21 protein-coding genes are annotated in these 25,209 nt (G+C 69.5%); 7 read left to right on the top strand and 14 right to left on the bottom strand.

Annotation, left to right across the window (positions count from 1 at the left end):
- Together DMC61_RS02945 and DMC61_RS02940 are read left to right on the top strand one after the other, a co-directional pair.
- Entirely contained in the window at positions 1 to 627 is a 627-nt protein-coding gene (locus DMC61_RS02945; protein WP_016330621.1) for a response regulator transcription factor, read from the top strand.
- Positions 628 to 695: 68 nt separating this feature from the next.
- Positions 696 to 2,279 carry a hypothetical protein gene (locus DMC61_RS02940; RefSeq protein WP_125686583.1) on the top strand — a complete coding sequence of 528 codons (1,584 nt, stop codon included), beginning with the start codon at positions 696 to 698 and terminating at the stop codon, positions 2,277 to 2,279.
- Here the strand turns inward: DMC61_RS02940 and DMC61_RS02935 are convergent.
- The 10 genes from DMC61_RS02935 to DMC61_RS02890 form a co-directional block, all read right to left on the bottom strand.
- Complete coding sequence (locus DMC61_RS02935; RefSeq protein ID WP_125686581.1) at positions 2,269 to 4,488, bottom strand: hypothetical protein; 2,220 nt, start codon at positions 4,486 to 4,488, stop codon at positions 2,269 to 2,271. The genes DMC61_RS02940 and DMC61_RS02935 overlap by 11 nt on opposite strands.
- A gap of 73 nt (positions 4,489 to 4,561) precedes the next feature.
- The gene (locus DMC61_RS02930; RefSeq protein ID WP_125686579.1) at positions 4,562 to 5,812 is read right to left on the bottom strand and encodes an HAD family hydrolase; all 1,251 of its coding nucleotides are present in this window, start codon (positions 5,810 to 5,812) and stop codon (positions 4,562 to 4,564) included.
- Between the two features lie 42 nt (positions 5,813 to 5,854).
- On the bottom strand, positions 5,855 to 6,463 hold the full coding sequence (locus DMC61_RS02925; protein WP_125686577.1) for a histidine phosphatase family protein: 609 nt from the start codon (positions 6,461 to 6,463) through the stop codon (positions 5,855 to 5,857).
- Between the two features lie 9 nt (positions 6,464 to 6,472).
- Positions 6,473 to 7,093, bottom strand: a complete 621-nt coding sequence (locus tag DMC61_RS02920) for a class F sortase (protein WP_125686575.1) — start codon at positions 7,091 to 7,093, stop codon at positions 6,473 to 6,475.
- Positions 7,090 to 7,707 carry an excalibur calcium-binding domain-containing protein gene (locus tag DMC61_RS02915; RefSeq protein ID WP_125686573.1) on the bottom strand — a complete coding sequence of 206 codons (618 nt, stop codon included), beginning with the start codon at positions 7,705 to 7,707 and terminating at the stop codon, positions 7,090 to 7,092. Before DMC61_RS02915 ends, DMC61_RS02920 begins: the two co-directional genes overlap by 4 nt.
- 83 nt (positions 7,708 to 7,790) lie before the next feature.
- On the bottom strand, positions 7,791 to 8,927 hold the full coding sequence (locus DMC61_RS02910) for a GAF domain-containing sensor histidine kinase (RefSeq protein WP_043847838.1): 1,137 nt from the start codon (positions 8,925 to 8,927) through the stop codon (positions 7,791 to 7,793).
- Between the two features lie 14 nt (positions 8,928 to 8,941).
- The gene (cydC, locus tag DMC61_RS02905; protein ID WP_125686571.1) at positions 8,942 to 12,193 is read right to left on the bottom strand and encodes a thiol reductant ABC exporter subunit CydC; all 3,252 of its coding nucleotides are present in this window, start codon (positions 12,191 to 12,193) and stop codon (positions 8,942 to 8,944) included.
- Positions 12,190 to 13,197, bottom strand: a complete 1,008-nt coding sequence (cydB, locus tag DMC61_RS02900; protein ID WP_125686569.1) for a cytochrome d ubiquinol oxidase subunit II — start codon at positions 13,195 to 13,197, stop codon at positions 12,190 to 12,192. The genes cydC and cydB overlap by 4 nt, the downstream gene beginning before the upstream one ends.
- Positions 13,198 to 13,524: 327 nt before the next feature.
- A complete protein-coding gene (locus DMC61_RS02895; protein WP_125686567.1) occupies positions 13,525 to 15,036 on the bottom strand; it encodes a cytochrome ubiquinol oxidase subunit I in 1,512 nt (503 codons plus the stop codon).
- Positions 15,037 to 15,117: 81 nt separating this feature from the next.
- Complete coding sequence (locus DMC61_RS02890; RefSeq protein ID WP_125686565.1) at positions 15,118 to 16,071, bottom strand: S41 family peptidase; 954 nt, start codon at positions 16,069 to 16,071, stop codon at positions 15,118 to 15,120.
- A gap of 188 nt (positions 16,072 to 16,259) precedes the next feature.
- Between DMC61_RS02890 and DMC61_RS02885 the strand changes: the two genes are divergently transcribed.
- Together DMC61_RS02885 and DMC61_RS02880 are read left to right on the top strand one after the other, a co-directional pair.
- Entirely contained in the window at positions 16,260 to 16,847 is a 588-nt protein-coding gene (locus DMC61_RS02885) for a TMEM165/GDT1 family protein (RefSeq protein WP_125687111.1), read from the top strand.
- Positions 16,848 to 16,935: 88 nt separating this feature from the next.
- On the top strand, positions 16,936 to 17,598 hold the full coding sequence (locus DMC61_RS02880) for a DUF998 domain-containing protein (protein ID WP_016330608.1): 663 nt from the start codon (positions 16,936 to 16,938) through the stop codon (positions 17,596 to 17,598).
- 4 nt (positions 17,599 to 17,602) lie between these two features.
- Here the strand turns inward: DMC61_RS02880 and DMC61_RS02875 are convergent, their stop codons facing one another.
- Entirely contained in the window at positions 17,603 to 18,244 is a 642-nt protein-coding gene (locus DMC61_RS02875; RefSeq protein WP_125686563.1) for an IclR family transcriptional regulator, read from the bottom strand.
- Positions 18,241 to 19,095, bottom strand: coding sequence for a hypothetical protein (locus tag DMC61_RS02870; protein ID WP_007030543.1), 855 nt, complete (start codon positions 19,093 to 19,095; stop codon positions 18,241 to 18,243). The genes DMC61_RS02875 and DMC61_RS02870 overlap by 4 nt, the downstream gene beginning before the upstream one ends.
- Before the next feature lie 85 nt (positions 19,096 to 19,180).
- Here DMC61_RS02870 and DMC61_RS02865 point away from each other — a divergent pair, with 85 nt between their 5' ends.
- The 3 genes from DMC61_RS02865 to DMC61_RS02855 all read left to right on the top strand — a co-directional run bounded on the left by DMC61_RS02865 (position 19,181) and on the right by DMC61_RS02855 (position 23,086).
- Positions 19,181 to 20,356: a homogentisate 1,2-dioxygenase gene (locus tag DMC61_RS02865; protein ID WP_037333634.1), complete on the top strand. Its 1,176-nt coding sequence runs from the start codon at positions 19,181 to 19,183 to the stop codon at positions 20,354 to 20,356.
- 160 nt (positions 20,357 to 20,516) lie between these two features.
- A complete protein-coding gene (locus DMC61_RS02860) occupies positions 20,517 to 22,334 on the top strand; it encodes a substrate-binding and VWA domain-containing protein (RefSeq protein WP_125686561.1) in 1,818 nt (605 codons plus the stop codon).
- Positions 22,335 to 22,345: 11 nt separating this feature from the next.
- Complete coding sequence (locus tag DMC61_RS02855; RefSeq protein WP_125686559.1) at positions 22,346 to 23,086, top strand: hypothetical protein; 741 nt, start codon at positions 22,346 to 22,348, stop codon at positions 23,084 to 23,086.
- Here the strand turns inward: DMC61_RS02855 and DMC61_RS02850 are convergent.
- Together DMC61_RS02850 and DMC61_RS02845 are read right to left on the bottom strand one after the other, a co-directional pair.
- Positions 23,079 to 24,110 (bottom strand): hypothetical protein, encoded by a 1,032-nt coding sequence (locus DMC61_RS02850; RefSeq protein ID WP_125686557.1) that lies wholly within the window; start codon positions 24,108 to 24,110, stop codon positions 23,079 to 23,081. The two genes, DMC61_RS02855 and DMC61_RS02850, sit on opposite strands and share 8 nt — an antisense overlap.
- A gap of 78 nt (positions 24,111 to 24,188) precedes the next feature.
- A complete protein-coding gene (locus tag DMC61_RS02845; protein WP_125686555.1) occupies positions 24,189 to 25,196 on the bottom strand; it encodes a hypothetical protein in 1,008 nt (335 codons plus the stop codon).
- Positions 25,197 to 25,209: the final 13 nt, after the last annotated feature.

Here is a 25,209-nt window from a genome sequence, read left to right as displayed (position 1 = left end):
ATGCCGATCCAGGTGCTGCTCATCGACGACCACGAGGTGGTGCGGCGCGGTCTGCGTGACCTCCTCACCGACGAGCCCGACATCGAGGTGGTCGCCGAGGCGAGCGGGGTGGACGAGGCGCTCGCCGTGGCGATGCACGTCGAGCCGGACGTCGCCGTGGTCGACGTGCGGCTCGGCGACGGCGACGGCATCGCGCTCTGCCGCGAGCTGCGCTCGAAGCCGAACCCGCCGCAGTGCCTGATGCTGACCGCGTTCGACGACGAGGAGGCCATGGTCGGCGCGATCATGGCCGGCGCGGCCGGGTACCTGCTGAAACAGGTCCGCGGCCAGGACGTCGTCAACGCGGTCCGCGAGGTCGCGGCGGGCCGGTCGCTGCTCGACCCGCTGTCGACGGCGCGCGTGCTCGACAAGCTGCGGCATCCGCCCGAGGACGAACTCGGCTCGCTCACCGAACGCGAGCGTGAGGTGCTGGACCTGATCGGGCAAGGAATGTCCAACCGCGAGATCGCGGAGCGCCTGTTCCTCGCCGAGAAGACGGTGAAGAACTACGTGACGTCCGTGCTCGCGAAGCTGGGCATGCAGCGCCGCACGCAGGCCGCGGCGTGGATCGCGCGCCGGGACAGGTAGTGCGCGAAAAAGGTTCCCCCCCCCCCGTCGTTTTGGGCGAAGGTCCCGGTCGATCCCGAGTTCGACCAGTGGCTCACGGTCCGGTTCTCCCACCGTGTCCTGGTCGTCGTCCGCACCGTCACCACCCTGACCCGGCTGCTCGACGTCGTGTCGCTGCTGAAGGACGATCCGCGGGTCCAGATCGTGTTCACCACAACGAGCGCGAGCCGGCGATCCTGTCCTCCGGGGTCGGTGAGTTCCTCGCCTCGCTGGACGCGAAGGTCATCTCCTGGGAGCAGGCCGTCGAGACCCGGTTCGACCTGGCGATCGCCGCCAGCGAGAACGACGAACTCCACCGGGTGAACGCGCCCGTCCTGCTCGTGCCGCACGGCATCGGGCACCAGAAGCACTACCCGCACCAGACGGTCATTTCCGGTCTGAACCCGGCGCGGCTGGTCCGCGACGGTCACGTCGTCCCCAGCCGGATCGGCCTTTCGCACAGCAATCAGCTGCGTTATCTCCGGCGGAACTGTCCCCAAGCCGAACCGCACGCCGTCGTGGTCGGCGACCCCTGTCACGACCGGATGCTCGCCAGTCTCAACCGCGCGGCCCGCTACCGGCGCCTGCTCGACGTCCGTGACCGCAAGCATGTCGTGCTGGCCTCCACCTGGGGGCCCGATTCCCTGCTGGGCACCGATCCTGGCCTGCCCGCACGGCTGCTCACCGAACTCCCCGTCGACGAGTACAAGTTCAGCCTCATCGCGCATCCGGGCGCCTGGGCCGCGCACAGTCCGTGGCAGCTGCGCGCGTGGCTCTCGCGGGCCCGGCGAGCGGGGCTCGCCGTGATCCCGCCCCAACGCGGCTGGCAGGCGACCGTCGTTTCCGCGGATTGCCTGATCTCGGACGGCGGCTCGATCGCGCTGTACGCGGCCGCCGCGCGGATCCCGGTGCTGATCGGCAGCCGGGAACCCGCCACCGTGGTGCCGGACTCCCCGCTCGCGGAACTACTCGCCAGGGCCCCGCGGCTCGGCCAGGAACGCGATCTACGCGAACAGGTCGACCAGGCGTGCGCCGCGGGACCGCTCACCGAGGTCGCGGCGCAGGCGGTCGAGTTCTCCGGCAAGTGCGCGGAGCTCCTTCGTCCCGTTCTCTACGAACTGATGCGGCTCACGGAGCCGGACACCCGGGCGGTCTTCCTCCCCGTTCCCGATCCGGTGCCGGACGTCACGGAGCCCGCGACGTTCTCCGTCGAGGTTCGGCAGCACGTGGACCATCTGACGGTCTCCCGGTTCCCCACCGAACAGACCGGACGGTCCGGCTCCCTCGATCGCCATGTCGTCGCCCACGAGGAGCTGTCCACTTTGGACGAACTCGAAGGTGCCGCCGTGGTCTACTGCGAGTTCACCGGTGAGGACGCGGAATTCGACGGCTGGGCAAGGGAAATCACCCATCGCCGTCCCGATGCCGGGCTCATCGCCGGGATCGGCGCGGAGCGGTGTCTGCTCTGGAGTGCCGGGGAACCGGTCGTCGAACTCACCACGCGAGGTGAGCCGCTGGCCGCGATTTCCGCCTATTACTGGCGCAGGAACCGAAACCTCCCGGCGACCGGGTCGTTCCGCGTGCGGGAGGGCCACCACGTCCGGAACGTCGTCGCCTCGGTGCTCACCGGATGAGCGGCGGCTCGGTGTAGATCTTGGCGTGCACCGCGTCCGCACGCGGGTGCTTGACCGCTTGCAACCGCTGCCAGACGCCGGACCAGTATTCGCGTGCCTTGCCGAAGTCCCCGCCTGCCCAAGCGGCGTCCCCGAGCGCCTCGGCGATCTCCAGGTCGTACTGATCGCTCCCCGTCGGAGCCACCATGCGCCAGACTTCCGGCACCAGATCGAGCGCCTGCCGCGCGGCCTCCGCCGTCCCCGAGCGGCTCAGCGCCTTCGCCCGCACCAGCCACACCTGGGCGAGGTCACGTTTGTTGCCGGGGTCCGTGTTCGCCTCGGCTTCTTCCAGCAACCGGAACGCTCCGGCGAGGTCCCCGAGCAGCACCTGGACGTTGGCGAGCATCCTCGCGTGCAGCCCTTGCCCTCGGAAGGGAAGCCCGCCCAACGTCCGGCTGATCTTCAGCGCCTCGAAGAAACACGCCGACGCCTCGGTGTACTGGCCTCGTTCCCGGTGGAAGAGCCCGCGGAACTCCCAAAGCGACGCCCGAAGCTGCCGATTCGTTTCGGTCTCGGGTGACTCGAGCCGTCGCAGCAGCTCTCCCAGCTTGCCGAGTTCCTTCTCCGCCCGCGGGAACTCCTGGAGCAACGAGTACAGCCGTGCCTGCTGTGCGATGACCCTCAACTGGAGCGGGACGTCGCCGAGGGCTTCCGCGCTCGCTATCCCCTGCTCGTTGATCTCCGCGAGTTCGCGCAGGTGTCCCCGGTGCAGCCCGACGATTTCCAGGGCGCCGCAGAGCTGCGTCAGCTCGCGATGGAGCCCGGCGTCGTGGGCCGGTTTCGCCAGCGCACGGTACGTCGGGATCTCGGCGACCAGAAGATCGATCGCGTCCTGCCCAGGGGCAAGGTCCAAGGGCCGGGTGCCCTCCGGCAACGTCTGGTCGTACAGCCTCAGCCGCCGGTCGCCCATTTTCCAGTGATCCGCCTGCACCGCCCGGGTGCGGTGGAAACGCACCAGCCGCGGGAATCCCTCGCCGTCCGGCTCGTGACCCGCGCGAGTGAGCGCCTGCCTCGCCTGTTTGGTCAGCCGCAGGCGCTTGCCGGGCTCCTCGGTCACGAAGAAGACCGACTGGAGATGCACCAGCGCGTCGAGGACCTCGAACGGTTCGCAATCGGCGACGGCCGCTGCCGCCTCGTACGTGAAGCTCGGGCCCGGAATTCCGCTCAGCGCCAGGCAAAGCTCCCGTTCCCGCGGCGGGAGCGCGGCGAGAACCCGGTCGAAGGCGGCACTCACGGGGCCGAGTGCGCGCCCGCTGCTCAGTTCCTTCGCGAGGAGCTTGAGCGGCCGAGCCGCCAGTGCCGCCCGCTGCCTCGCCGCGATCGCGGCGGCGACCACCGTCGCCGGGAAACGGTCACATTCGACGAGGACTTCGAGCGCGCCTTCGGGATCGGCGGCGAGCAGGTCGGTCCCCGCGATGGCTTCGAAAAGCATCCGATCCGCGCCCTCTTCGAGCCTGCTGAGGGGGACATGCCGGGGATACTGCGTCACGAGCTCGTCGGACGGCCCTTCGGTCAACGCGAGCACCAAGCTCATCGGCGCCGGAGGCACCAGCGCCTGGAGATCGCGGACGTTCTCGACCGAGTCGAAGACCAGAAGCAGGCGCAACGGCCCGAGGACGTCGTTGTACTGGGTTTTCAGTTCCCCGGCACCGGGCGTGATGAGTTTCGGCTCCACGCCCAACGCCTGGAGTACGGCCTCCCGCACCTGGCTGATCCTCAACGGCGCGCCCGGGCCGTCGCGATGGTCCGCGAGGTCGATCAGCAGCGCGCCATCGGGATACGCCCCGCCGGAGCGCGTCCCGTAGTGCTCGGCGAGCGTCGTCTTGCCCACCCCGGACGGGCCGGAGAGCACCACGACACCTGTGCCGCCCAGCTGAGCCTGAGCGCCGACGCGGTCGAACAGATTCGGTGACCGGGGCACGATCCGCGGCCGGTCGTGACCCATCGCGAGCATGCTTCCGACCAGTTCGCGCAATTCCCCCGCCACGGCGGGATCCTCCGCGGCCAGGCGGCGAACCGCGGCCTCCAGCGCGGCCGGGTCGGAACGCAGGCGTTTCTCGTCCCGCCGCCCCGAAAGCTTCTTCCAGAGGTACTCGGCGACCTTGCCCCCACCGGTGAACACCAGCGCGACGGCCTGTTTGACGAGCTCCGCCTGAAACGGATCGGTCACCTGTAAACCCCCTCACAGCTGTATCCGACACGCTAGCAGCGCGGATCATGCACGTCACTCACCGTGAACCCGCTCAGGGATGAACGGTGTCCCGCTGATCCGGGATGACCGTGCCGTCGTCGCGCAGCACCGGACCGTGTGTGCCGTCGGCGTTTTCGTACGCCGTCGTCGAGCACGGATAGGTGCGGCTGAGCGCCGGGAAGGGCTCGATGAACATCGGGTTCACCGCCCACTTCCCGTCCGCGTTGTCGTAGGCGCGGCACATCAGCTCGTCCTTGTTGCGGTTGAGCGTGACGCGGACTCCGGTGGCGTCGCGCAGCATCGTGACGTCGGTGGTCGCGTCGCCGCCGGCGAGCACCTGCCGTTTGCCCGCCGGTGCCGGTTCCATCGCCTTCGCGCCGCGGATCCCGAGAATGCGTTCGTTGATGTAGCACCGTTTGCCGTCGATGTAGGTCATGATCTCGTCGGCGCCGTCGGCGTGCCCGCCGCAGCCTTCGAGGTGTCCGTTGATCCGGCCGTTCGTGGTCTGCGAGTAGATCCCGAGCGTGCGGCTCGGCGGGATGCCGACGGCGGTGCCCCAGACGTCCGCGAATTCCTTGGGTGAGGCGGAAACGACCCAGGTCGAGAAGCCCGCTTTGTTCAGCGTCGCGATCAGGTCCTTGATCTCCGGGTAGTACCGGATCCACGCGATCTGGGTGCTCGAACCGACCTTCTGGGTCGCCCCGACCGGCGCCAGCAACGCCGCGGCCCTGGCCTGCCGGGCGATCGCGCGGACCTCGTCCGGGCGGTATCCGGCGTTGATCTGCGCGACCCAGGCGTAGGCCGCCTCCATGTACCGCCGGTTGTTCCCGGCGAAGACCTCTTCGCCGGTGGTCGTCTTCGCGCTCTTCCGCACCGAGAGGAGCTCGTCGGCGCAGGCGACGTTCTTGCTGGTGGGGAGCGGCTTTCCGGCCGGGGTCGCGGTGCCGCACGCCCTGCTCAGCGCGTTCGCCCCCGCGTCGGTCATGTAGCGGCTGGTCGTGCGCCAGTCCTTGTTTCGCGGCTGGAGGACCTTGTCGTGCCGGATCATCCAGAAGACGGTCTGGTCGGAGATGTCGTTCTTGATGACCGTGTTGTCCCAATCGAACACCGCGACGGGCCGCTCGCCGTGCTTCTTACCGCAGATGACCTGCTGGATCTTCGCCGCGTTGTCGCCGTACCAGTGGTCCGCCAACCGCAGCTGTGGACAGCGCGGCGCGATCGATGCCGTGGCCGTGCCGGGCACGGTCACCGGTACGACCGCCACGGCGGCGGCAAGGGCCACGGCTCGCAGGAACCTCGGCATGTCATCTCCCCACATGGTCTTCGATGGTCCGGGGAGATCCTTTCATTTCCCGGCGAGCATCACGACCTGCCGGTTGTGGAAGTAGTCGTCCTCACGCAGCATGGTGACGCTGCCGGGTGACCCGCGGAAGTCGACGTACCCGGCCGCTTCGAGCGGCATCCGGATCCACGCGGCGATCACGAAGGTGAGCGCGCCACCGTGCGTGACGACGATCTGGTGCTCGCATGGGCTTTCCAGGATCGACTCCATGGCCGAGTAGACCCTCGCCGCCATCGCGCCTTTCGTTTCGGCGCCGGGGATTCCTTCGTCGTGTCCCAGCCGCTCGCCCACGGCGGGAGGCGGGACGAACCGGCTGTCCAGCCATGCCTGCGGTTTTCCGCCGGCTTCCCCGTACGACTTCTCGCGCAGCCGCCGGTCCAGGACGGGGGTCACGCCGAGGCGTTCGCCGATCAGTTCCGCGGTCCGCGCGGTGCGGCGCAGATCCGAGGCGTAGAGCTCCATCTCGTCCGGCACCTTCGCGCGCAGCGACTCGGCGACGGCGGCGGCCGCGCGTTCGCCCTCGGCGGTGAGTTCGGAGTCGTACCACCCACCCACCAGGCGATCGACGTGGTGCGTGGCCTCCGGATGCGTGACGACGTAGACGGTGCGCATCCGGAGAATCTAAACGCGCGTCAGTTTCGCGAAGGCGACGACGTTGTCCAGATAGTTGCCGGTCGACGAGTCGAAATCCCCGCCGCAGGTGATCAGGCGCAGTTCGGGCCCGGTCGTGTCGCCGTAGACCTTCTCCGTGGGGAAGGACGCCTTCGGATGCCGCTCGACGGCGTACACGGTGAACACCGCGGTGATCCCGTCCTCGCGGTGGACGAGTGCCTCGTCGCCCGCCTTCAGTTCCTTGAGCCGGACGAAGACGCCGGGGACCTTCTTGTAGTCGACGTGCCCGGCGAGGACGGCGGGCCCGATCTCGCCCGGCGCCGGGCCGCCGGTGAACCAGCCGGTGGTGATCGCGTCGTGCGGCACCTCCAGGGTGCCGTCACCGGCCAGGCCGAGGTCGATGATCTCGCCGGTGCGGACGCCGATCGCCGGGATCTCGAGCCTGGCCGGTTTCGCGGGCGCCAGCGGAGGCGCCTCCGCGACGGAAGACACCGAGGAAGGCGGCGCCGGCGACGCGACCTTGCCCGACGGAGGGGCGGCGCACGCGGTCAGCGCGGCCGCGAGCACCACCCCGATGAGCGTGCCGACGACCAGCGGAACCGGCCATCGCCGCCAGAAAGGCCGGATCATCGCTCCGCACGCCGCCGAAGGACCAGGGACGCGCCCGCGGCCGACACGGTCAGCAACGCGGCGCCGGTCAGCGCGACCGCGGTGACCTCAAGGAACCCACCGTTGCTTTCGGCGACCTCCCCGCCACCGGTCGCGACGCCACCGACGGGCTTCACCTTCACCTGACCGGATTTCGCGGGTTCACCGAACCGGGTTTCGCAGGCGTATCCGTCGTGATCACCGTCGAGCTTGTGCGGGTCTCGCGGGTTCTTCTTGAGCTCGGCCTGCGCGGCGGCCTGCGAGGGGAAATCGGCGCAATCCTTGTCCTTGGACTGCGGCGCCCGCGTTTCCGTGGTGATCGGGGGAAGGGTGGGCACGCTCGTCGTGGTCGCCGGCGCTCCGCGCTTCGGGAGATCTTCACAGGCTATTCCGTCTTTGTCGCGATCGAGCCCGTGCGGATCGGAACGATCTTTCTCGAGTTCGGCCTGCGCTTCTTCCTGATATTTGAAGTCACCGCAGTCCAGGTCGGCGATCGCGGGCGCTTCGGCCAGCGCGAACGCGACGGAAGCGGGGCCGAACAAGGAGAATCCGGCAAGGATGACGGCCGTGCCGAGGGCGCGACGAATCGAGGACATAGGGAGTCCTTTCGCTGGGAATCCGCGCTCGGGGCGCGTTCGATGCACATAGAGTCGCGCCCCGGCCCCAGCCGTTACACGGTTCAGTCGAGCGGAACGTCGAAAGCGACCAAAGTCCCCAGACTCGGGGAAGAATTGATCGAAAAACGCCCGCCCGACGTCGTCGCGCGTTCGGCGAGATGACGGAGACCGCGTTTGGCGACTCCCTGCGGGACCCCGGATCCGTTGTCCCGCACGCGGAGTTTGACGCCTTCCGCGTCGCGGCTGAGCGTCACGCGGGTCTCGCTCGCCCCGGAGTGTCTGACCACATTGGACAGTGCTTCGCGCAGGGCGGCACGGATGTGGTCCGCCTGTTCGGCGGGGATGTCGGCGAGTTCGCCCGACAGTTCGAGGGTCGGCGGGTAGCCGAGGAGTTCGCCCGCGATACGCACCTCGCCCCGCGCGGACTCGGCGAGGTCGGTGGCGGTGACGGCCTGATTCGCGGGTTCCGGGCTGCGCAGGGCGCGCACGGTGCCGCGGATCTCTTCGATGGTCTGGTCGAGCTGGTCGATCGCCTCGGACAGCCGCGCGCCGTCGGCCTGCGCGAAGCGTTTCCGCATGTTCTTGCGGACGCGGTCGAGCTGCATCCCGGCGCCGTAGAGGCGCTGCACGATGACGTCGTGCAGTTCGCGCGCGATGCGTTCACGCTCTTGGTAGAGGGTCACGCGGTGCCGCGCGTTGGCGCCCTCCGCCAGCGCGAGCACCACGCCCGCCTGCGCGGCGAACGCGGTGAGCACCTCGACCGTGCTGGCGGAGAACGGTTCCCCGCCGTGGCGGCGGTACACGGTGAGCGCGCCGAGGACACGCCCGCCCGCACCGAACGCCGAAGCGGCGAACGGCCCGAAACCCTGGAGTTCCGGCGGCACGAACGGCGCCGTGCGCGGATCGACGGTGAAGTCCTCGCTGACCACCGGCCCACCGCCGCGGGCGACCTGTCCGGCGGCGGAATCGGCGGAAAAGGCCAGCCCGCGCAGGCCTTGGGTGGTGGCCCCGTGCGCGGCCTCGGCGACCACCTGGCCGTCGTCCGCGCGCACCATGACGAGACCGAGGTCGGCCTCGGCCAGTTCGACGGCGCGGGCGACCACGGTCTCCAGCACGTCACCCGGGTCGTCACCGGACAGGGCGGTGCCGGTGATCTCGGTGGCGGCGGACAGTGCGCGCGCGGCAAGCGTGGGATCCATGAGCGCTATCGACATTAGTCGGCTCCGGCCAAGGCGCGCGCTGTGACGCGGCCCTCTCGGACCTCCAGGATCACGTCCGCTTCTTCGGCCTCGGCGGCGTGGTGCGTGACGTGGACGACGGTCTTCCCGGCGAGCGCCTCGCCGAGCCGTTCGCGGAGGGTGCGCGCGGTCGGCTCGTCGAGGTGGGCGGTGGGCTCGTCGAGCAGGACGAGATCGGCCTGCTCGGCACCGAGCACGGCCCGCGCCAGCGCGACCCGCTGCGCCTGCCCGCCCGAAAGACCGGCCCCGGCACTGTCCAGCATCGTGGTGAGCTCGACGTCTTCGAGAACGGCCTCGTACAAGGCTTTTCGCAGGTCGGCCTCGGACGCCGTCGGTTTGGCGAGGCGCAGGTTCTCGGCGACCGTGGTCGAAACGAGCATCGGTTCCTGCGGCGCCCAGGCGACGTTCTCGGGAGTCGCGACGTCGCCCTTGCTCGGCTGGAGGAAGCCGAGCAGGGCCGCGACGAGCGTCGACTTCCCGGCGCCGCTCGGGCCGACGACGGCGACGTGCGTGCCGGGCGCGATGTCGAGGTCGACGCCGGTGAGGACGGGGTGCTCGGTGCCGGGCCAGCCGAGGTCGGCGTTCCGGATCCGCACCCCGCCGGTGCCAGGAACGGGGCTTTCCTTGCGAATTTTGCAAGGAACGGACCGTTCATTGCACGCGGCGAGGCGCAGACGGGCCTGGCGCAGGGTGTCCCAGTGCTGCGCGGCGGGCGGAAGAAGGGAGAGGACCTCCGCCAGCGCGAGCGGCACCAGGGCGACCACGGGCGCGAGCACCGGGTTCAGCGCGCCGGCGGCGACGGCGCTCACGGCGAACCCGGTGCTCACGACGGTGGCGGCCCCCGTCGCCAGGATGATCAGGGCGTCGGCCGCACCCGCGCCGAAGGCCTGTCGCCGGGCTTCGGCGGTCAGCGCGGCGTCGGTCGTGGCGATTCGTCGACGACGGTCTTTGTCGGCCCCGTACGCGATCAGTTCGGCGGCGGCCTCGAAGAGGCTCAGCACCTGCGCCGACACCGAACGCCGTCCGGCGGCCAGCGCACTGGTCGCGCGGCGCTCCGCCCGGAGCGCGAGTAGCGGCGCGAACGCGCTCACCAGCACGGCCACCGCCAGCGCGAGCCCGGCTTCGGGCAGCACCGCGGCTTGGACCGCGACCGCGCCGGCGGCCACCAGTGCGACCAAGATCAGCGGAGTGATCACGCGCGGAAGCAGGTCACGCACGGTGTCGGTGTCGCCGACCAGCCGACGCTGCTCTTCACCCGCTCGAAGTGCCCGTGCCGGGCCGAGCCGCACCAACGACTCCCACAGCCGGACACGCAGGGTTCCGGCGATCCGGAACGCGGCGTCGTGCGTGACCAGCCGTTCGAGGTAACGCAGGCCCGCGCGGCCGAGGCCGAACGTGCGCACGCCGACGATCAGCACCGTCAAGGTCAGGATCGGCGGCTGCTGGGAAGCCTTGGCGATCAGCCAGCCCGAGAGCGCGGTCAGCGCGACCCCGGCGAGCAATGCGGCGGCACCGAGCAACGCACCGCCGAAGAACCTCGGGTGTAGCAGTTCGCGCCAAGGCAGCGGCCGGACTTCGCGGGTTTCCGCGGCGGTGCTGGTTTCAACTCCACTCGTGGTCGACATGTCGACACCGGAACCGCGTTCGTGGGCGGCGATGATCGCGGCGGCGCCGTTGTCGACGGCCGCGCGGACGGCGGCCATGACGCGCGCGGCGTTGACCTCGTCGAGGTGCGCGGTGGGTTCGTCGAGCAACAGCAGCCACGCGCCCGACCGGACCCGCACCAGCGCCCGCGCCACCGCGACACGCTGGCGTTGTCCCTGCGACAGCTTCGAAACCGGCCGGTCGGCGAGTCCGGTCAGCCCGAGTTCGCCGAGGATGTCCTCCGCACCGACCTCGTCGAGGACCGTGCCCCCGCCGAACACCGGCGACTGCGGCACCCAGGCGACGTTCTCACGCCAGCGCTCCAGGTCGGCGTCGGCGAGATCGGTGCCGCCGACGGTGATCGTCCCGTCGTGCGCCTGCACGAAACCGAGCAGCGTGGCGAGCGTCGTCGACTTGCCGCCGCCGCTGGGCGCGCGCAGCCAGGTGATCTCGCCGGGCCGGACGCTGAACGTCTCACCGTCGGGCGCGAATCCGCCGCGCCTGGTGACGCGCAGTCCCCCGACGTGGATCTCGCCCTTGGCCGGAGTCGCGGAGCCGTTGGGCGGCAAGGGTTCCGCGAGCACGTCCGCGACCCGGCGCACGGCCTCGACACCGTCTTCGCTGGCGTGGAACGCGGCGCCGACCGCCCGCAGCGGCTGGTAGCACTCCGGTACGAGGATCAGCACGCCGAGCCCGATGGCGAGCGACAGGTCGCCGGAGACGAGCCGGACGCCGATGACGACCGCGACCAGCGCGACCGAAAGCGTCGCGATGAGTTCGAGCGCGAACGCCGACGCGAACGCGACCTTCAGCGTCTTGAGTGTGGTGCGGCGATGGCGTTCGGAGATCTTCCGGACCGTCTCGGCCTGTGCCCCGGCGCGGCGAAACGCGCTGAGGATCGGCAGCGCGCGGACGAGTTCCAGCAGATGCCCGGACAGCCGTTGTTCGGCGTCTGCGGCTTCGGCGACCCGTTCGGCGGTGTGCTTGCCGATCAGAATGGCGAACAGCGGCACCAGCGGCACGGTGATCGCGACGAGCAGGGCCGACGGCCAGTCGGCGAACAGGATCGCGACGCCGGCGGCGAACGGCACGATCGCGGCGGTCACCAGAGCCGGAAGGTACTGGGTGAAATAGGCGTCGAGGGCGTCGAGTCCCTTGGTGGTCAACGACGTCAGCTCGCCGTGGCCGCGGCGCGCGATCCATTCCGGGCCGAGTTTCAAGGCGTGGTCGAGGGCTTTGGCGCGCAGCTCCTCCTTCGCCCGGGCGGCCGCGCGAACGGAAACGATCCGCACCGCCCAGCCGGTCAGCGCGCGCCCTGCGACGAGCGCGAGCAGCACGGCCAGCTGGGCGGTGCGGTCCCCCGGTGTTCCGCGGACGACCGCGGAGAGGACGTCGGCCAGCAGGAACGCCTGTCCCACCAGCAGAAGCGCGTTGATGAAGGAAAGGATTCCACTGAGGATCAACGCTCGGCGCGCCGCACTCGAAAGTGGAGCCAGCGCGCCGAGCGGACCCTTCCCCGGTCGCGCTGGGTCCATTGTGGACTCCGTGGCGGAAAGGGTGTCGCGGCCGGGAAGTTCGGTCATGGTGCGTGCACCGGTGGGATGTGCCGGGTGCCGATGCGCTTGCGGAACACCCAGTACGTCCAGCCCTGGTAGATCAGGACGGCCGGGGCGCCGAACAGCGCGACCCAGGTCATCACGGTCAGCGTGTACGGGCTCGACGCCTCACCCGCGATCGTCAACGTGTTCGCGGCGTCCAATGTGGACGGCAGGACGTTCGGGTACAGCGCGACGAAGATCGCGACGGCGGAAGCCGCGATGACCCCGCCGAGCGCGGCGAACGCCTGGCCTTCGCGGCCCATGCGAATCTTGAACCACGCGAGGACCGCGGCGATGACCGCGACGCCGATGAGGAACAGCGTCCACAGGTCGCCCGAACGCAGTTGCACGACGATGAGGAACGCGAGCAACGGCAGCAGGGCGACCGGGAGCAGGCGCGTGGCGAGGTTCCGCGCGCGGTGCCGGAGGTCGCCTTCGGTCTTGAGGGCGAGGAACGCGGCGCCGTGCACCAGCGAGAACCCGACGACCGCGATCGCGCCGAGCAGCGTTTCGAGGCTGAGGGCGGCGAACGGGCCGCCGACGCGATTGCCGTCGGCGTCGAGCGGGAGCCCGAGGACGGTGGTGGCGAGCAGGAGGCCGACGCCGAACGGCGGGATCCAGGAGCCGATGCCGATGACGCGGTCCCAGTTGCGGCGCCAGCGGTCGGAGTCGACCTTGCCGCGGTACTCGAACGCGACGCCGCGGCCGATGAGGGCGAGCAGGACCACCAGGAGCGGGAGATACGCGGCCGAGAACAGCGACGCGTACCAGCCGGGGAACGCGGCGAACATCGCGCCGCCGGCGACGATCAGCCAGACCTCGTTGCCGTCCCAGACCGGGCCGATCGTGTTGACCATGACGCGGCGCTCGGTGTTGTCCTTCGCGAGGACCGGCATGAGCATGCCGACGCCGAAGTCGAAACCTTCGAGGAAGAGGTAGCCGAGCCAGAACAGGGCGATGACGCAGAACCAGATCGTTTCGAGGGTCATCGGATGCTCACTTTCCTGGCTTCCGGGAGCTGAAGGACGCTTTGCCCGCATGCGATGCGGTGAAGGGCCCCTTCACCCCGCCGCCGGGTCGCGTGCCCTGTGGACGCCGCGCGGCATGTCGCGAAAGCCACTTTCGGGACATCAAGCGTCGCGAAAGTGGCTTTCGCGACGCTCTCCGTCCCCCGGTCGCCCTGAGTTATCCACAACCGCGCAAGTTGTCCACAGATCGGCTGTGGGTAACCCGCCTGAGCGATACCCCCGATACGCTGGGTGCGGGGCCGTCCCCCGGGAAGGGCGGGGGGCTGGGTACGTGAGGTCAAGAGGCGATCAGTAGGCGAAGGCCAGCGCGTCGTCATCGCCGTCACCGCCTTCCGAGTCGCCGTTCTTGCTGGTCGGGGCCGGTTTCTTCGGTGGCATGACGGCGTCGACGCCGCCCCGGACGTACTTGCGCATCAGGTAGACCTCGACCACGCCGAGCACCGCGTAGACGGTCGTCAGAGCGATCAGCGAAGTCCACACTTCGCCTGTGGACAACTTCGAGACGGCCTGTGCCGTGAACATCCACACCCCGTCGACACCGGTCGGGTTCGGCACCACCACGAACGGCTGACGGCCCATCTCGGTGAAGATCCAGCCGGCGCTGTTGCCGATGAACGGCGTCGCGATCCCGCCGAGCACGAGCCATGGGAACCAGCGTTGCCCGGGGATCCGCCCGCGCCGGGTCAGCCAGAGCGCGAGCACCCCGATCCCGGCCGAGATCGCGCCGAAGCCGATCATCGCGCGGAAGCCCCAGTAGGTCACCGGCAGGCTCGGCACGTAGTCGATCGGCTTGCCCGCGAGCGAGCCGAGCTGCGGGTCGTCCGGGTAGTGCGTGCCGTACTTCGCCTGATACTCGGTGATCAGGTTCTCCACGCCCTTGACCTCGGTCGAGAAGTCGTTGTGCGCCAGGAACGAAAGCAGCGCGGGCACGGTGAAGGTCTTGACGTCCTCGCAGTTCGCGTTGCGCACGTCGCCGATCGCGATGATCGAGAAACTCGCCGGTTTCTCCGTGTGACACAACGCTTCCGCCGAAGCCATCTTCATCGGCTGCTGCTCGAACATCAGCTTGCCCTGCAGGTCGCCGGTGATCGCCAGCACCGCGAACGCCACCACGCCGGTCCAGCCGCCGAGACGCAACGACGAACGCCACACCGCGCGGTGCTCGTCGTCCTCCGAACGCTTGCGCCACAGCTGCCAGCCGGCCACGCCGACCAGGAACGCCGCCGCCACCGAGAAGGCGCCCGCGAGCGTGTGCGGGATCGCGGCCAGCGCGGTGTTGTTCGTCAGCACCGCCCAGATCGAGTTCATCGTCGGCTTCCCGTCGACGAACTCGACCCCGACCGGATGCTGCATCCACGAGTTCGCCGCCAGGATGAAGTACGCGGACGCGACGGTCGCCAGCGAATACGCCCACGCGCACGCCAGGTGGACCTTCTTCGGCAGCTTGTCCCAGCCGAAGATCCACAGCCCCAGGAAGGTCGACTCGACGAAGAACGCGACGAGCCCTTCCATCGCCAGCGGCGCGCCGAACACGTCACCGACGAACCGCGAGTACGCGCTCCAGTTCATCCCGAACTGGAACTCCTGCACGATGCCGGTGACCACGCCCATCGCGAAGTTGACCAGCAGGAGTTTCCCCCAGAACTTGGTCATCTTCAGGTACCGCTGATCACCCGTGCGGACCCACGCCGTCTGCATCCCGGCGACCAGGACCGAAAGCCCGATGGTCAGCGGGACCATCAGGAAGTGATAGACGGTGGTTATGCCGAACTGCCACCGAGCGAGATCGAGAACCTCCACGCCTCAAGCCTGCTCAACGCCCGATGAGCCCGCCAGTTCAAGTGGTCCCGATCTCGCCGGGACGTAGGTCCCGCGCCCTGGTCAGCCGAGGCTCGCGAGCGTGAGACGCGCCTCATCGGCGACCTGCCGCCGCAAACCCGTGTCCCCCAGTGTCAGCACGTGGGCCAGCGCCAACGCGTACGCAGTGTCGAAAGCGTCCTCGACATCGACGGCGATGTCGGGCTGGACGCCGACGCCTTCCCAGTTGGTCCCCGTGACCGGGTTCACGGCGCGTCCACCCGGGACGGTGACATCCAGATGGGTGTCCACTTTGTACTGCTTCCGCGGATTCGCCCCGCCGCCGGTGACCGCGCCCACCGTCTTCGCCCGCCCCAGTTGCTGTAGCGAGTAGCTCAGGTCCTCGGCACCGGAGAACGTCGTCGGCCCGGTCAGCACCCACACCGGCTTGTCCGGGCCGAACTTGCGGCCCGGCACGTACGGCTGCGTCCAGAACTGGTTGGTCACGTCGCTGTCGCGCAGATAGATGCTGTTGAAGTGGACGGGCTCGTCGACGAGGTAGCTGATCAGCAGCGCGACCGCGGACGGGTCGCCGCCCCGGTTCTCCCGGACGTCGATGAGCAGCGCGTCGGTGGTCGCGAGCAGCGTCATCGCCGCGGCGAGGGCCTCGCCCGCGATGTCCGGCCCGTAGAACAGCTTGGTCTCCAGGTAGCCGACGTTCCCGGCCAGCCGCCGCGCCGACGCGATGCCATGGCAGTTCAGCTCGGCCTCACGCCGGAATTCTTCTGGGTCGTACGACTCACCGTCGACCTCGGGCAGCGGGTCGACGTGGTACCGCAGCCGCAGATGCTTGTCCCCGTTGACCGACTGCAGGTCTTCGGTGACCGCGACGGCGAACGCCTGATCGTCGAGCCCCGCGTACACGCCGTCGCTCAGCCTCGCCCGTAGGAACACCGTCAGCTTCTCGGCGACGTCGGGGAACACGTAGTGGTCCCGCAGGCGCCTGCATACGTCTTCGATCCGCGCTCTCTCGTCCATGGCCGGCGACGCTACCAGCGAAGCCTGAAAAAAGAATTCGGTTTGCCGAAAACTCAATTCCGTCCGGCCGAGGAATACAATTCGCCCGCACATGCCGACCGATTCGGAAAAGCCATCAGCTTGCCTTTCTCTGAATCGCCCCTTTATCGTTGCAGTGAAAGGGGTGAAGAACCATCATGTCTAGCTCGATGCTGGCGCTGATCAGCGCGTTCGGCCTGGTACTGGCCGTGGAGCTGCCGGATAAGACCCTTGTCGCCACTTTGGTTCTCACCACTCGTTTCCGCGCGTGGCCGGTATTCGTCGGGGTCACCGCCGCATTCGCCGTGCAATCCGCGATCGCCGCCACGTTCGGCAGTGTGCTCACTTTGCTGCCGGAGGCGCTGGTGACCGCGATCGTCGCCGCAATGTTCGGCGTCGGCGCGTACATGCTTCTTCGCGAAGGGTTCAGTCCCGCCAAGGACGGCGGAGAGGACGCCTCGCGTTCCGGCCCCGGCCCGGCGACCTTCCTCCGCTCCGCGCTGACGTCGTTCGGCGTGCTCTTCGCCGCCGAGTGGGGCGACGCGTCCCAGCTCGCGACGGCCAGCCTCACGGCTCGCTTCGGCAACCCGTTCGCGGTCGGCCTCGGCTCCTTCGTCGCCCTGGTCGCCGTCGCCGGTCTGGCCGTCTTCATCGGCGCGAAGGTCCGCAGCCGGATCCGCCCGAAGCTCATCCAGCGCGTCGCGGGCTTCGTCTTCGCCGGGTTCTCCCTGTTCGCGCTGGCCCAGCTCGTCTTCTGAGGCGCACGGGGTTTTCACAGGTTCGCCGGGTAACCTTTCGGGAACGAAAAGGTGAACACCCGCCCCGACGTGCCTGGAGAAACCGGTCGTGACCTCGCCGAAGACACTCGCCGTCTCCCCTGTGCACGGCAGGCTCGCGGTCTTCGGCATGGCCGTCGCCGTCGCCATCTCGATCGATCTGCACCTGAGGCTGTCGAGCCAGGTGAGCCCGATCTGGCAGACGCTGTCCGAGTACGTCTACGGCTACCTTTCGCCCGGTTCGACGGCCGCCCCGTTGTTCGGCGCGATGTGCTTGGCGCTGGGGTTCGGTTCGCTCGCCCTGCTCGGCGGGATCGCGAAGGCGCACCGCAAGGGCTACGAGTCCGTCCTCGTCCTGCTCGGCGTGTGGTGCGCCGGGTTGTTCGTCCTCGCGCTCGTCCCCGTCGACCCCGAAGGCCAGGCCCGGTCACTGGCAGGCCAGATCCACAACTACGCCGCGCTGGCGGCCTTCCTCGCGCTGCCCGCCGCCGCCTGGGTGCTGACCCGCCCCGGCCGCGCGCGCTGCCCGTGGGAGCCGCGCCGCACGACGATCCGGCGGCTTTCGGTGGCCAGCTTCGCCGCGGTGGTGATCGTGCTCGGCGGCTTCGTCTGGACGATGCTCACCGGTCCGTCACACCAGGAGGTCACGCTCGGCCTGTTCGAGCGGCTGCTGTTCGCGGTCGACCTCACGCTGCTGGCGACGATGGTGCGCCCGCTGCTCAGCCACCGCTGACGCCCTATTCGGGCTGTTTCAGCACCTCGGCCAGCAGCACGGCGGCCGCGACGACCGCGGGCCCCACCACGGAGGCATCGAGCGGCTCGAGGGACACGACGCCGACGCTGGCCTTCAATCCGGGCACTCCGCGCACGGGTGCGGCGACCCCGGAGGCGCCCGCCTCCAGCTCACCCGACGAGGTGACCCAGCCTTCGCCGCCGCCAGGACGCAGCGTCATCGCCTTGCCCGCCGCGCCGGCGGACAGCGGATGCCGGGTGCCGACGCGGTAGGCGACGTGGAAGCTCGTCCACGACGGTTCGACGACGGCGACGGCCTGCGCCTGGTCCCCCTGCGCGACCGACAGGTGCGCCGTGGCGCCGACCTTCTCCGCCAGCTCGCGCAGCACCGGCCGCGCGGCCTCGCGCAGCTGTGGGAGGACCTGCCCGGCGAGCCGGAGCAGGCCGACGCCCAGCCGCACCTTGTTGCCGTCGCGCCACACCAGGCCGCGTTCGGACAGCGGGACGAGCAGCCGGTAGACGGCGGCCCGGCTCGCGCCGATGGCGACGGCGAGTTCGGAGATCGTCGCCGCCTCGCCACCGGCGTCCGCGACCGCTTGCAGCAGCGCGAGCCCTCTGTCCAGGGTCAGCGACCCTTCACGAGTCACAACAACCCGAGTTCCCCGAGGTCGGCGACCGGCTCGTCGAACGAGGCCGCCGCGTAGGACGCGAAGAGCCCCCGAACCGCCTTCGCGGCGGGCTCCGACATCCCCTTGGCCTCGGCGGCCAGCGCGGCGCCGTCGGTCGATTCGAGGGCGGCGCGCACGTCGCCACCGGAGAGGCAGCGCGCGGAAGCCACGATCAGGTTCAGGAACCCGTGGTGGGTGAAGCCGCTCGACTCCTCGGTGTGCCGGACGGCGCGGTGCAGGCTGTTCGTCGCCTTGAACGAGGCCCCGGTCGAGCCGCTGACCACGGCGAGGAAGTCGGCGACCTCGTCGACGCTGGGGAAGTTCTCACCCGCCTTGCCGCCGCAGCGGATCTTCGGCCAGCTGCCGTGCTCGATCACCTTCCGCACGCCGTCGAGCCAGCCGACGCCGCGCCGCGGCTCGACCACGCGGATGACGTCCTCGGGCACGAACTCGGAGACGCGCTCCAGCCAGACCTCGTCGACGTCCGACGGCGCCGGCATCTCCACCATGCGCAGGCTGAGGATCTCGCTGCGCGATTCGACGATCGAGATCGCCTTCGGGACCCCGCCGAGGCCGGTGTCGATGATCAGCGACAGCGGCAGCGGTTCCTTGGGTTTGATCTTGATGAGTTCGGTGATGAGCTCGGGCAGCCGCGACGCCTGGCACAGGAACACACCGAGGACGCCGGAGTGCTCACCGGCCCTCGACGCGAAGTGCGCACGCAGCGCTTCGGGCATGGACGCCTCACCGGGCGGGAACAACGCCGAGTCGTCGACGAGCCGCGCGAACAGGGGAGGGATTCCTCGGGGGCCGGGTGGCGTGAGTTCCACAGCGCTTGACACGACTGACACGCTAGTAGCGTACGACATCAGGACAAAATCGTTCGCACAACGGACACGTTCCGGGGAGATTCCGATGCCTTACTACCGGCAGGTAGGCGAGATCCCGCACAAGCGCCACACGGCGTTCCGCAAGCCCGACGGGGGCCTGTACGCCGAGGAACTGATGGGTGTCGAGGGCTTCTCGGCGGACTCGGCACTGCTCTACCACCGCGGCCTGCCCACCGCGATCGTCGACGCCGTCGCGATCGAGGACGAGCGCGGGCCGATCACCCCGAACCACCCGCTCAAACCCCGCGCCTTCAAGACCCACGACCTCAAGTTCGGCGACGCCGACGCGGTCACCGACCGGCGGCGGCTGTTCGGCAACGCCGACGTCACCATCGGCTTCGTCCACGCGACCAAACCTTCGCCGCTGTACCGCAACGCGGCCGGCGACGAGCTGTTCTACGTCCAGGGTGGCGGCGCGACCGTCGAGACGATCTACGGCTCGCTGGAGGTCGGCGACGGCGACTATCTCGTCATCCCGACGTCGTGCACCTATCGCGTGCTTCCGCACGGCGACGACGGGGTCAAGCTGCTGACCATCGAGGCGCGCGGCCACATCGGCCCGCCGAAGCGGTACCTGTCGGCGAAGGGCCAGTTCCTGGAGCACTCGCCGTACTGCGAGCGCGACATCCGCGGACCGTCCGAGCCGCTGGTCGTCGACGGCACCGACGTCGAGGTCCTCGTGCGGCACCGCGCGGGGCTGACGCGCTACACCTACGCGACCCACCCGTTCGACGTCGTCGGCTGGGACGGCTGCCTGTACCCGTGGGTGTTCAACATCGACGACTTCGAGCCCATCACCGGCCGCGTGCACCAGCCGCCGCCCGTGCACCAGACCTTCGAGGGCCCGAACTTCGTGGTCTGCTCGTTCTGCCCGCGCAAGGTCGACTACCACCCCGAGTCGATCCCGGTGCCGTACAACCACGCGAACGTCGACTCGGACGAGCTGATGTTCTACGTCCGCGGGAACTACGAGGCGCGCAAGGGTTCCGGGATCGAGGTCGGTTCGCTTTCGCTGCACCCGTCCGGTTTCACGCACGGGCCGCAGCCCGGGGCGGCCGAGGCGTCGATCGGCGCGCAGTTCTTCGACGAGACCGCGGTCATGGTGGACACCTTCGCGCCGTTGGATCTCGGCGAAGCGGCCGACGCGTCGGAGGATCACGGCTATGCGTGGACCTGGTCCGGCCGGGGCCCCGGCGCCTGATGACATGCATTTAGTCCTCTGAATGCGTGCCCACGCATTCAGAGGACTAAATGCGGCCGTGGCGGGATAAGTACCGCCACGGCCGCAACGGTTCGGCAACGCCAAGCCTGACAAGGCGAAACCTCCGGATAATCGGTGTCCCCACCGGCGGAGGTTCTCCATGGTCGTGAATCCTCAGCAGTCCCGCGGCGGCCGCAAGGTCCTGGCGTTCGTGGCCGCGGCGGTGGTCGCCATCGGCCTGATCATCGGGTTGCGCGCGCTCACGAGCGACTCCGGCGAGGAGGCCGTGGAAGCGAAGTGCACGACGGGCGACGCGGTCAAGCTTCAGGTGTCGTCTTCGCCGGAAAAGGCGGGCGTGGTCGCCGAAATCGCCAAGGGGTACAGCGGCCGCACGGTGGCCGGGCGCTGTGTCGACGTGCTCGTGCAGTCGAAATCGTCCGGCACCGCGATGCAGGCGCTGTCCCGCGGCTGGAACGAGGCGGTGGACGGCCCGCGGCCGGACGTCTGGACGCCTGCCGCGTCCGGCTGGGTGAACCTGTTGCGCCAGAACCTCACCGGCTCCGATCACCCCGCGCTGGTACCGGAGGGCGAGCCCGAGTCCGTCGCGAACGCGCCGCTGGTCGTCGCGATGCCGAAGCCGATGGCCGAAGCGCTCGGCTGGCCGGGCAAGGGCATCGGCTGGAAGGATCTCGCCGCGCTGGCCACGGATCCGCAGGGCTGGGCGAAATACGGCCATCCGGAATGGGGGAAGTTCCGGCTGGGCAAGACGAATCCGAACATCTCGACCTCCGGCCTGAACGCCACCATCGGCGCCTATTACGCGGCGACGGGCACGTCTTCGGACCTCACCGCCAACGCGCTCGCGAAGCCCGAAGCTCGGACGTTCGTGCAGAACGTCGAGCAGGCCATCGTCCACTACGGCGACAACACGCTGACGTTCCTGACGAATCTGCAGAAGGCCGACGACCGCGGCGCCGCGATGTCGTACATCTCGGCGGTGACGGTCGAGGAGAACTCGCTCGTCGGGTACAACCAGGGCAATCCGACGAACGATCCGGCGAAACGCGGTCAGCACGCGCCGCCGAAGGTGCCGCTCGTCGGGATCTACCCGAGCGACGGCACGCTCAACTCCGATCATCCGTTCACCGTGCTGAACTGGACCGACGACATCCGCAAGCAGGTCGCGGCGGACTTCCTCGCGCATCTGCGCGGCGCGGAAGCGCAGCAGAAGTTCAGCGACATCGGCTTCCGCACGTTCGACGGGAAGCCCGGATCTCAGACCACGAAGGAGAACGGCGCCGAGCCGGACTCGAAGCTCAACCTGATCCGCCCGCCGAGCCCGCCGGTGCTGACCGAGGTGCTGAAGTCGTGGAAGGACCTGCGGAAGAAGGCGAACGTGCTGCTGGTCGTCGACGTCTCCGGATCGATGGGCGACGGCGTCAGCGGGACCGGCAAGAACAAGATGGATCTCGCGAAGCAGGCCGCCGTGGCGTCGTTGCCGCAGTTCAGCGACGCCGACAAGGTCGGACTGTGGATGTTCTCGACGAAACTGGACGGCGACAAGGACTACGTCGAACTCCGGCCGGTGTCGCCGATCGGCGGTGAGCCGGGCAGGCAGGAGCTGGCGTCGCGGCTGAACGGGCTGACCCCGCAGAACGGGACGGGGCTCTACGACTCGTCGCTGGCGGCCTACCAGTTCATGAAACAGCGGCTGGATCCGAACGCGATCAACGCGGTCGTCGTGCTCACCGACGGCCGGAACGAGGATCCGGGCGGGATCGATCTGCCGAACCTGACCGGGCAGTTGCGGACCGAGGGCGGTGGCGAGGCGGTGCGGCTGTTCACCATCGCCTACGGCTCGGACGCGGATCTGAACGTGCTCAAGGAGATCGCCGAGACCACCCAGGGCGTCGGGTACGACTCGTCCAAACCGGACTCGATCGATCAGGTCTTCACCGCCGTGATCTCGAATTTCTGAGATCCTCGGATATGCGCTTCGTCCGTGAACTCGCCGAACCGTGGGGACTGCTCCTCGCGGCGACGTCGGCGGGGGCGGCCTGGGCCGTGCAGCTGCCGGTGCTCGCCGCGCTCGGCGTCGGCGTGACCGTGCTCGCCGCCCGGGCCGGGGTCGCCGCCGCCACCCGGCCCAAACCGTTGCCGGAGGCCGAAGAACGGCCGCTTCCCGACGTCGAGCCCGGCTCACCCGAGGCGGGCTGGGTGCGGCGCGCGGAAGCCGCGGCCGACGGCTTCCGCTCGATCTCCGCTTCGCTCGGCACCGGCCCGCTCGCGGATCGGGTGGCCGCGATGGAGCCGGTGGTGCAGGAAACCGTCGACACCCTCCGGCGGCTGGCCGCGCGCACGTCCGCCACCGGGAAGGCCTTGGCGCGCGTCGACCTCGGCGCGGTGTCGGCCGAGAAAGCGCGGCTGCGCAAGGAATTGAAGACCGCCGACGACGACATCCGCGGCGACCTGAACCAGTCACTCGAATCGGTGCAGGCTCAGGAAGACGTGCACACCCGGCTTTCGAGCGCGCAGCGGAAACTGCTGGCACAGCTGCGCTCCGGCGCGCTCGGCCTCGACGGCCTGGTCGCCAGGGCGGCCGAACTTTCGGCCGCCACCGGCGGTTCCCTGCTCGACACCACCACGATCGGCGAGTTGAGCGAGCAGCTGGAAGGGATCCGGCGGGGTGTCGTGGAGACCGAGGAGGCGACGCGGCGCTCGCTCAGTTGAATCTGACCCGGCCGAGGACGGCGTGGCCGGGGACGCCGGCGAACGTGGTGGCACCGCGGAACGGTTCCCCGAGGATCCAGATCCGCTGGGTGACGAAGATGTCCGCGGCGAGCGCCGGGTCCACCTTGGACAGGAAGAGATCACTCCACCAGCCGTTGGGCCACTGGACCCGGCAGGCCAGCGTCGCCAAGCCCGTGCCGCCGATCTGCGGCGGCCGGTGGGGAACGGCGACCAGCTCCGTCCATTTCCCCCGCGGCAGCGGTCTCAGCATCCCCTTGACCGCCTCGGTACCCCAGACCAGGAACACGATCGAATGGATCGTCAGGACGGCGATTCCCGAGCCGACCCTGGTCACGTCCTCGACGACCGCGGCGACCTGGGCCACCGCGAGCGCGATGAAGACGAGTACCGCCGCCGCGAACAGGGCGCGGATCCAGCGGACGATCCGTTGCCGATGCGCGATCAGGACCCTGTCCTCTTCGGGTGGGACGACCCGCTGCTCGACCGGGCCCTGGCGCACCGCGCCACCGGGAACGTCCGGCACCACCTTCATCCGGTGCGGCCAGAGCACTCCCGGCAACTGCAGGAACCGGCGCCCCTTCTTGTCCGGTCCGAGAAGCCACACCCGCCGCTGCGCCTGGAGCTGAAGCCGGGCGGCTTTCGGCAGCCGGGTCTCGGCCCAAGCGGCATCCGCGTCGGGAAGCCGGAAGTGGACCTTCGTCCCGTCGGCGAAAAGGCCTTCCGGCGGCAAGGACAGTTCGCGGAACGGCGCCTCGCGCGCCAGTTCGGCGAACGCCTTCCACGGGATCGACCGCCGAAGCCCCCAGCACACCGCCGGTACCGCGAGAGCGACGAACACCGCCACCGGGACGACACCGAGACGTCCGCTCAGGTAGGCGGCGGGGACTCCTAGGACGGCCAAGGGCACGACGATCCACAAGGCACGAGCCCCGCGCATGGCTCCCACCAAGGACCCGAAGACCGGCATCGCGACCGCCGGCTGATCGCGAAGCGGTTCGAGCACACGGACACGCGAAACTGACGAATCGTGCATTTTCTCCCCCTGATCCCCGCCTGTGGATCGCGTGGGGATCGGGGCGCGTTACCGCCCGAATCTGACCGGCCCGAAAACCGCGTACCCCGGCACTCCGGCCTGTGCCGTCTTCCCGGCCGCCGGTTCGCCGAGCACCCACAGCCGTCCGGTCGCGGCGATGTTGGCGGCCAGCGACGGATCCGAACCGCCCGCGGTGACGGTGACCTCGCGACCGCCGGGCAGGACGGTCCGGCCCTTGCACGTGACCATGCCGAAGAGGTTGACCGACGCCGGCCCGGATACGACGGCGAGTTCGGTCCACCGCGGCTCGGGCAGCTTCCTGAGCAGCACCACGCCGACGATCGCGAGCCCGACGGCACCCACCGCGAAGCCGTAACTGAAGAATCCCGCGGTCTTCACCACGGCGCTGTCCCGCTGCGGAAGGTCCGCCTCCACCCAGAAGCCGAACGCGCTCGCGACGAGCGAAATCACCGCACCGAGGAAGTAGTACGCGGACAGCAGCCGCCGCTGCGTCGCGAGCATGCGGCCCGGCGACACCGGTTCGAAGGCGAACGGGACCGAGCCCTTCACCGGCTTGTCGCGGACAGCGCCGCGACGCGGGACGACGACACCGGGCAGCACGACGAACCGTCCGAGCACCCAGAGCCTCCGCTGGGCCGCGAGTTGCGTGCGGAGCGGGGCGGGAAATCGCACGACGAGCCACCGCCCGTCCAGGGGAACGCTCACCCGCGAACCGGCGACGAGGGCGCCGTCCAGCCCGCTCACCAGGCGGAACGGTTTGCCGGCCAGCTTCCGCATCGACGAGGATCCGGCAAGGGCGGAGGAGCCGAAGATGAGCGAAGCCGGTGTCATGAGGACAAGGAGGGCCGAGGGCACGGCGACCCCGTAGCCCCCCGAAACCGCGAGCACGGCACCCAGCACCACAAGCAGTCCGGTCGCGACAGCGGTCGTCCCGGTGGTCACGGTGTTGCGGTCGAGAAGGGCCGTCAGGACCGGCATGTTCTTCGCCGGAACCCCTTCGGGTGGTTCGAGCACCCGGATCCTGTGGTCTTCCACCAGGTGAACGTAT

The organism is Amycolatopsis sp. WAC 04169 (assembly GCF_003947535.1).
GTDB lineage: Bacteria > Actinomycetota > Actinomycetes > Mycobacteriales > Pseudonocardiaceae > Amycolatopsis > Amycolatopsis keratiniphila.
Note: the sequence above shows the minus strand (reverse complement) of the source record. Positions and strands in the feature narration are given on the sequence as shown.

Excerpts from the sequence above, each read along its gene's own strand:
- DMC61_RS02945 (WP_016330621.1), top strand. The coding sequence starts at position 1 with ATGCCGATCCAGGTGCTGCTCATCGACGACCACGAGGTGGTGCGGCGC.
- DMC61_RS02930 (WP_125686579.1), bottom strand. The coding sequence starts at position 5,812 with ATGCCGAGGTTCCTGCGAGCCGTGGCCCTTGCCGCCGCCGTGGCGGTC.
- DMC61_RS02925 (WP_125686577.1), bottom strand. The coding sequence starts at position 6,463 with ATGCGCACCGTCTACGTCGTCACGCATCCGGAGGCCACGCACCACGTC.
- DMC61_RS02920 (WP_125686575.1), bottom strand. The coding sequence starts at position 7,093 with ATGATCCGGCCTTTCTGGCGGCGATGGCCGGTTCCGCTGGTCGTCGGC.
- DMC61_RS02915 (WP_125686573.1), bottom strand. The coding sequence starts at position 7,707 with ATGTCCTCGATTCGTCGCGCCCTCGGCACGGCCGTCATCCTTGCCGGA.
- DMC61_RS02910 (WP_043847838.1), bottom strand. The coding sequence starts at position 8,927 with ATGGATCCCACGCTTGCCGCGCGCGCACTGTCCGCCGCCACCGAGATC.
- cydC (WP_125686571.1), bottom strand. The coding sequence starts at position 12,193 with ATGACCGAACTTCCCGGCCGCGACACCCTTTCCGCCACGGAGTCCACA.
- cydB (WP_125686569.1), bottom strand. The coding sequence starts at position 13,197 with ATGACCCTCGAAACGATCTGGTTCTGCGTCATCGCCCTGTTCTGGCTC.
- DMC61_RS02890 (WP_125686565.1), bottom strand. The coding sequence starts at position 16,071 with ATGGACGAGAGAGCGCGGATCGAAGACGTATGCAGGCGCCTGCGGGAC.
- DMC61_RS02885 (WP_125687111.1), top strand. The coding sequence starts at position 16,260 with ATGCTGGCGCTGATCAGCGCGTTCGGCCTGGTACTGGCCGTGGAGCTG.
- DMC61_RS02865 (WP_037333634.1), top strand. The coding sequence starts at position 19,181 with ATGCCTTACTACCGGCAGGTAGGCGAGATCCCGCACAAGCGCCACACG.
- DMC61_RS02860 (WP_125686561.1), top strand. The coding sequence starts at position 20,517 with ATGGTCGTGAATCCTCAGCAGTCCCGCGGCGGCCGCAAGGTCCTGGCG.
- DMC61_RS02855 (WP_125686559.1), top strand. The coding sequence starts at position 22,346 with ATGCGCTTCGTCCGTGAACTCGCCGAACCGTGGGGACTGCTCCTCGCG.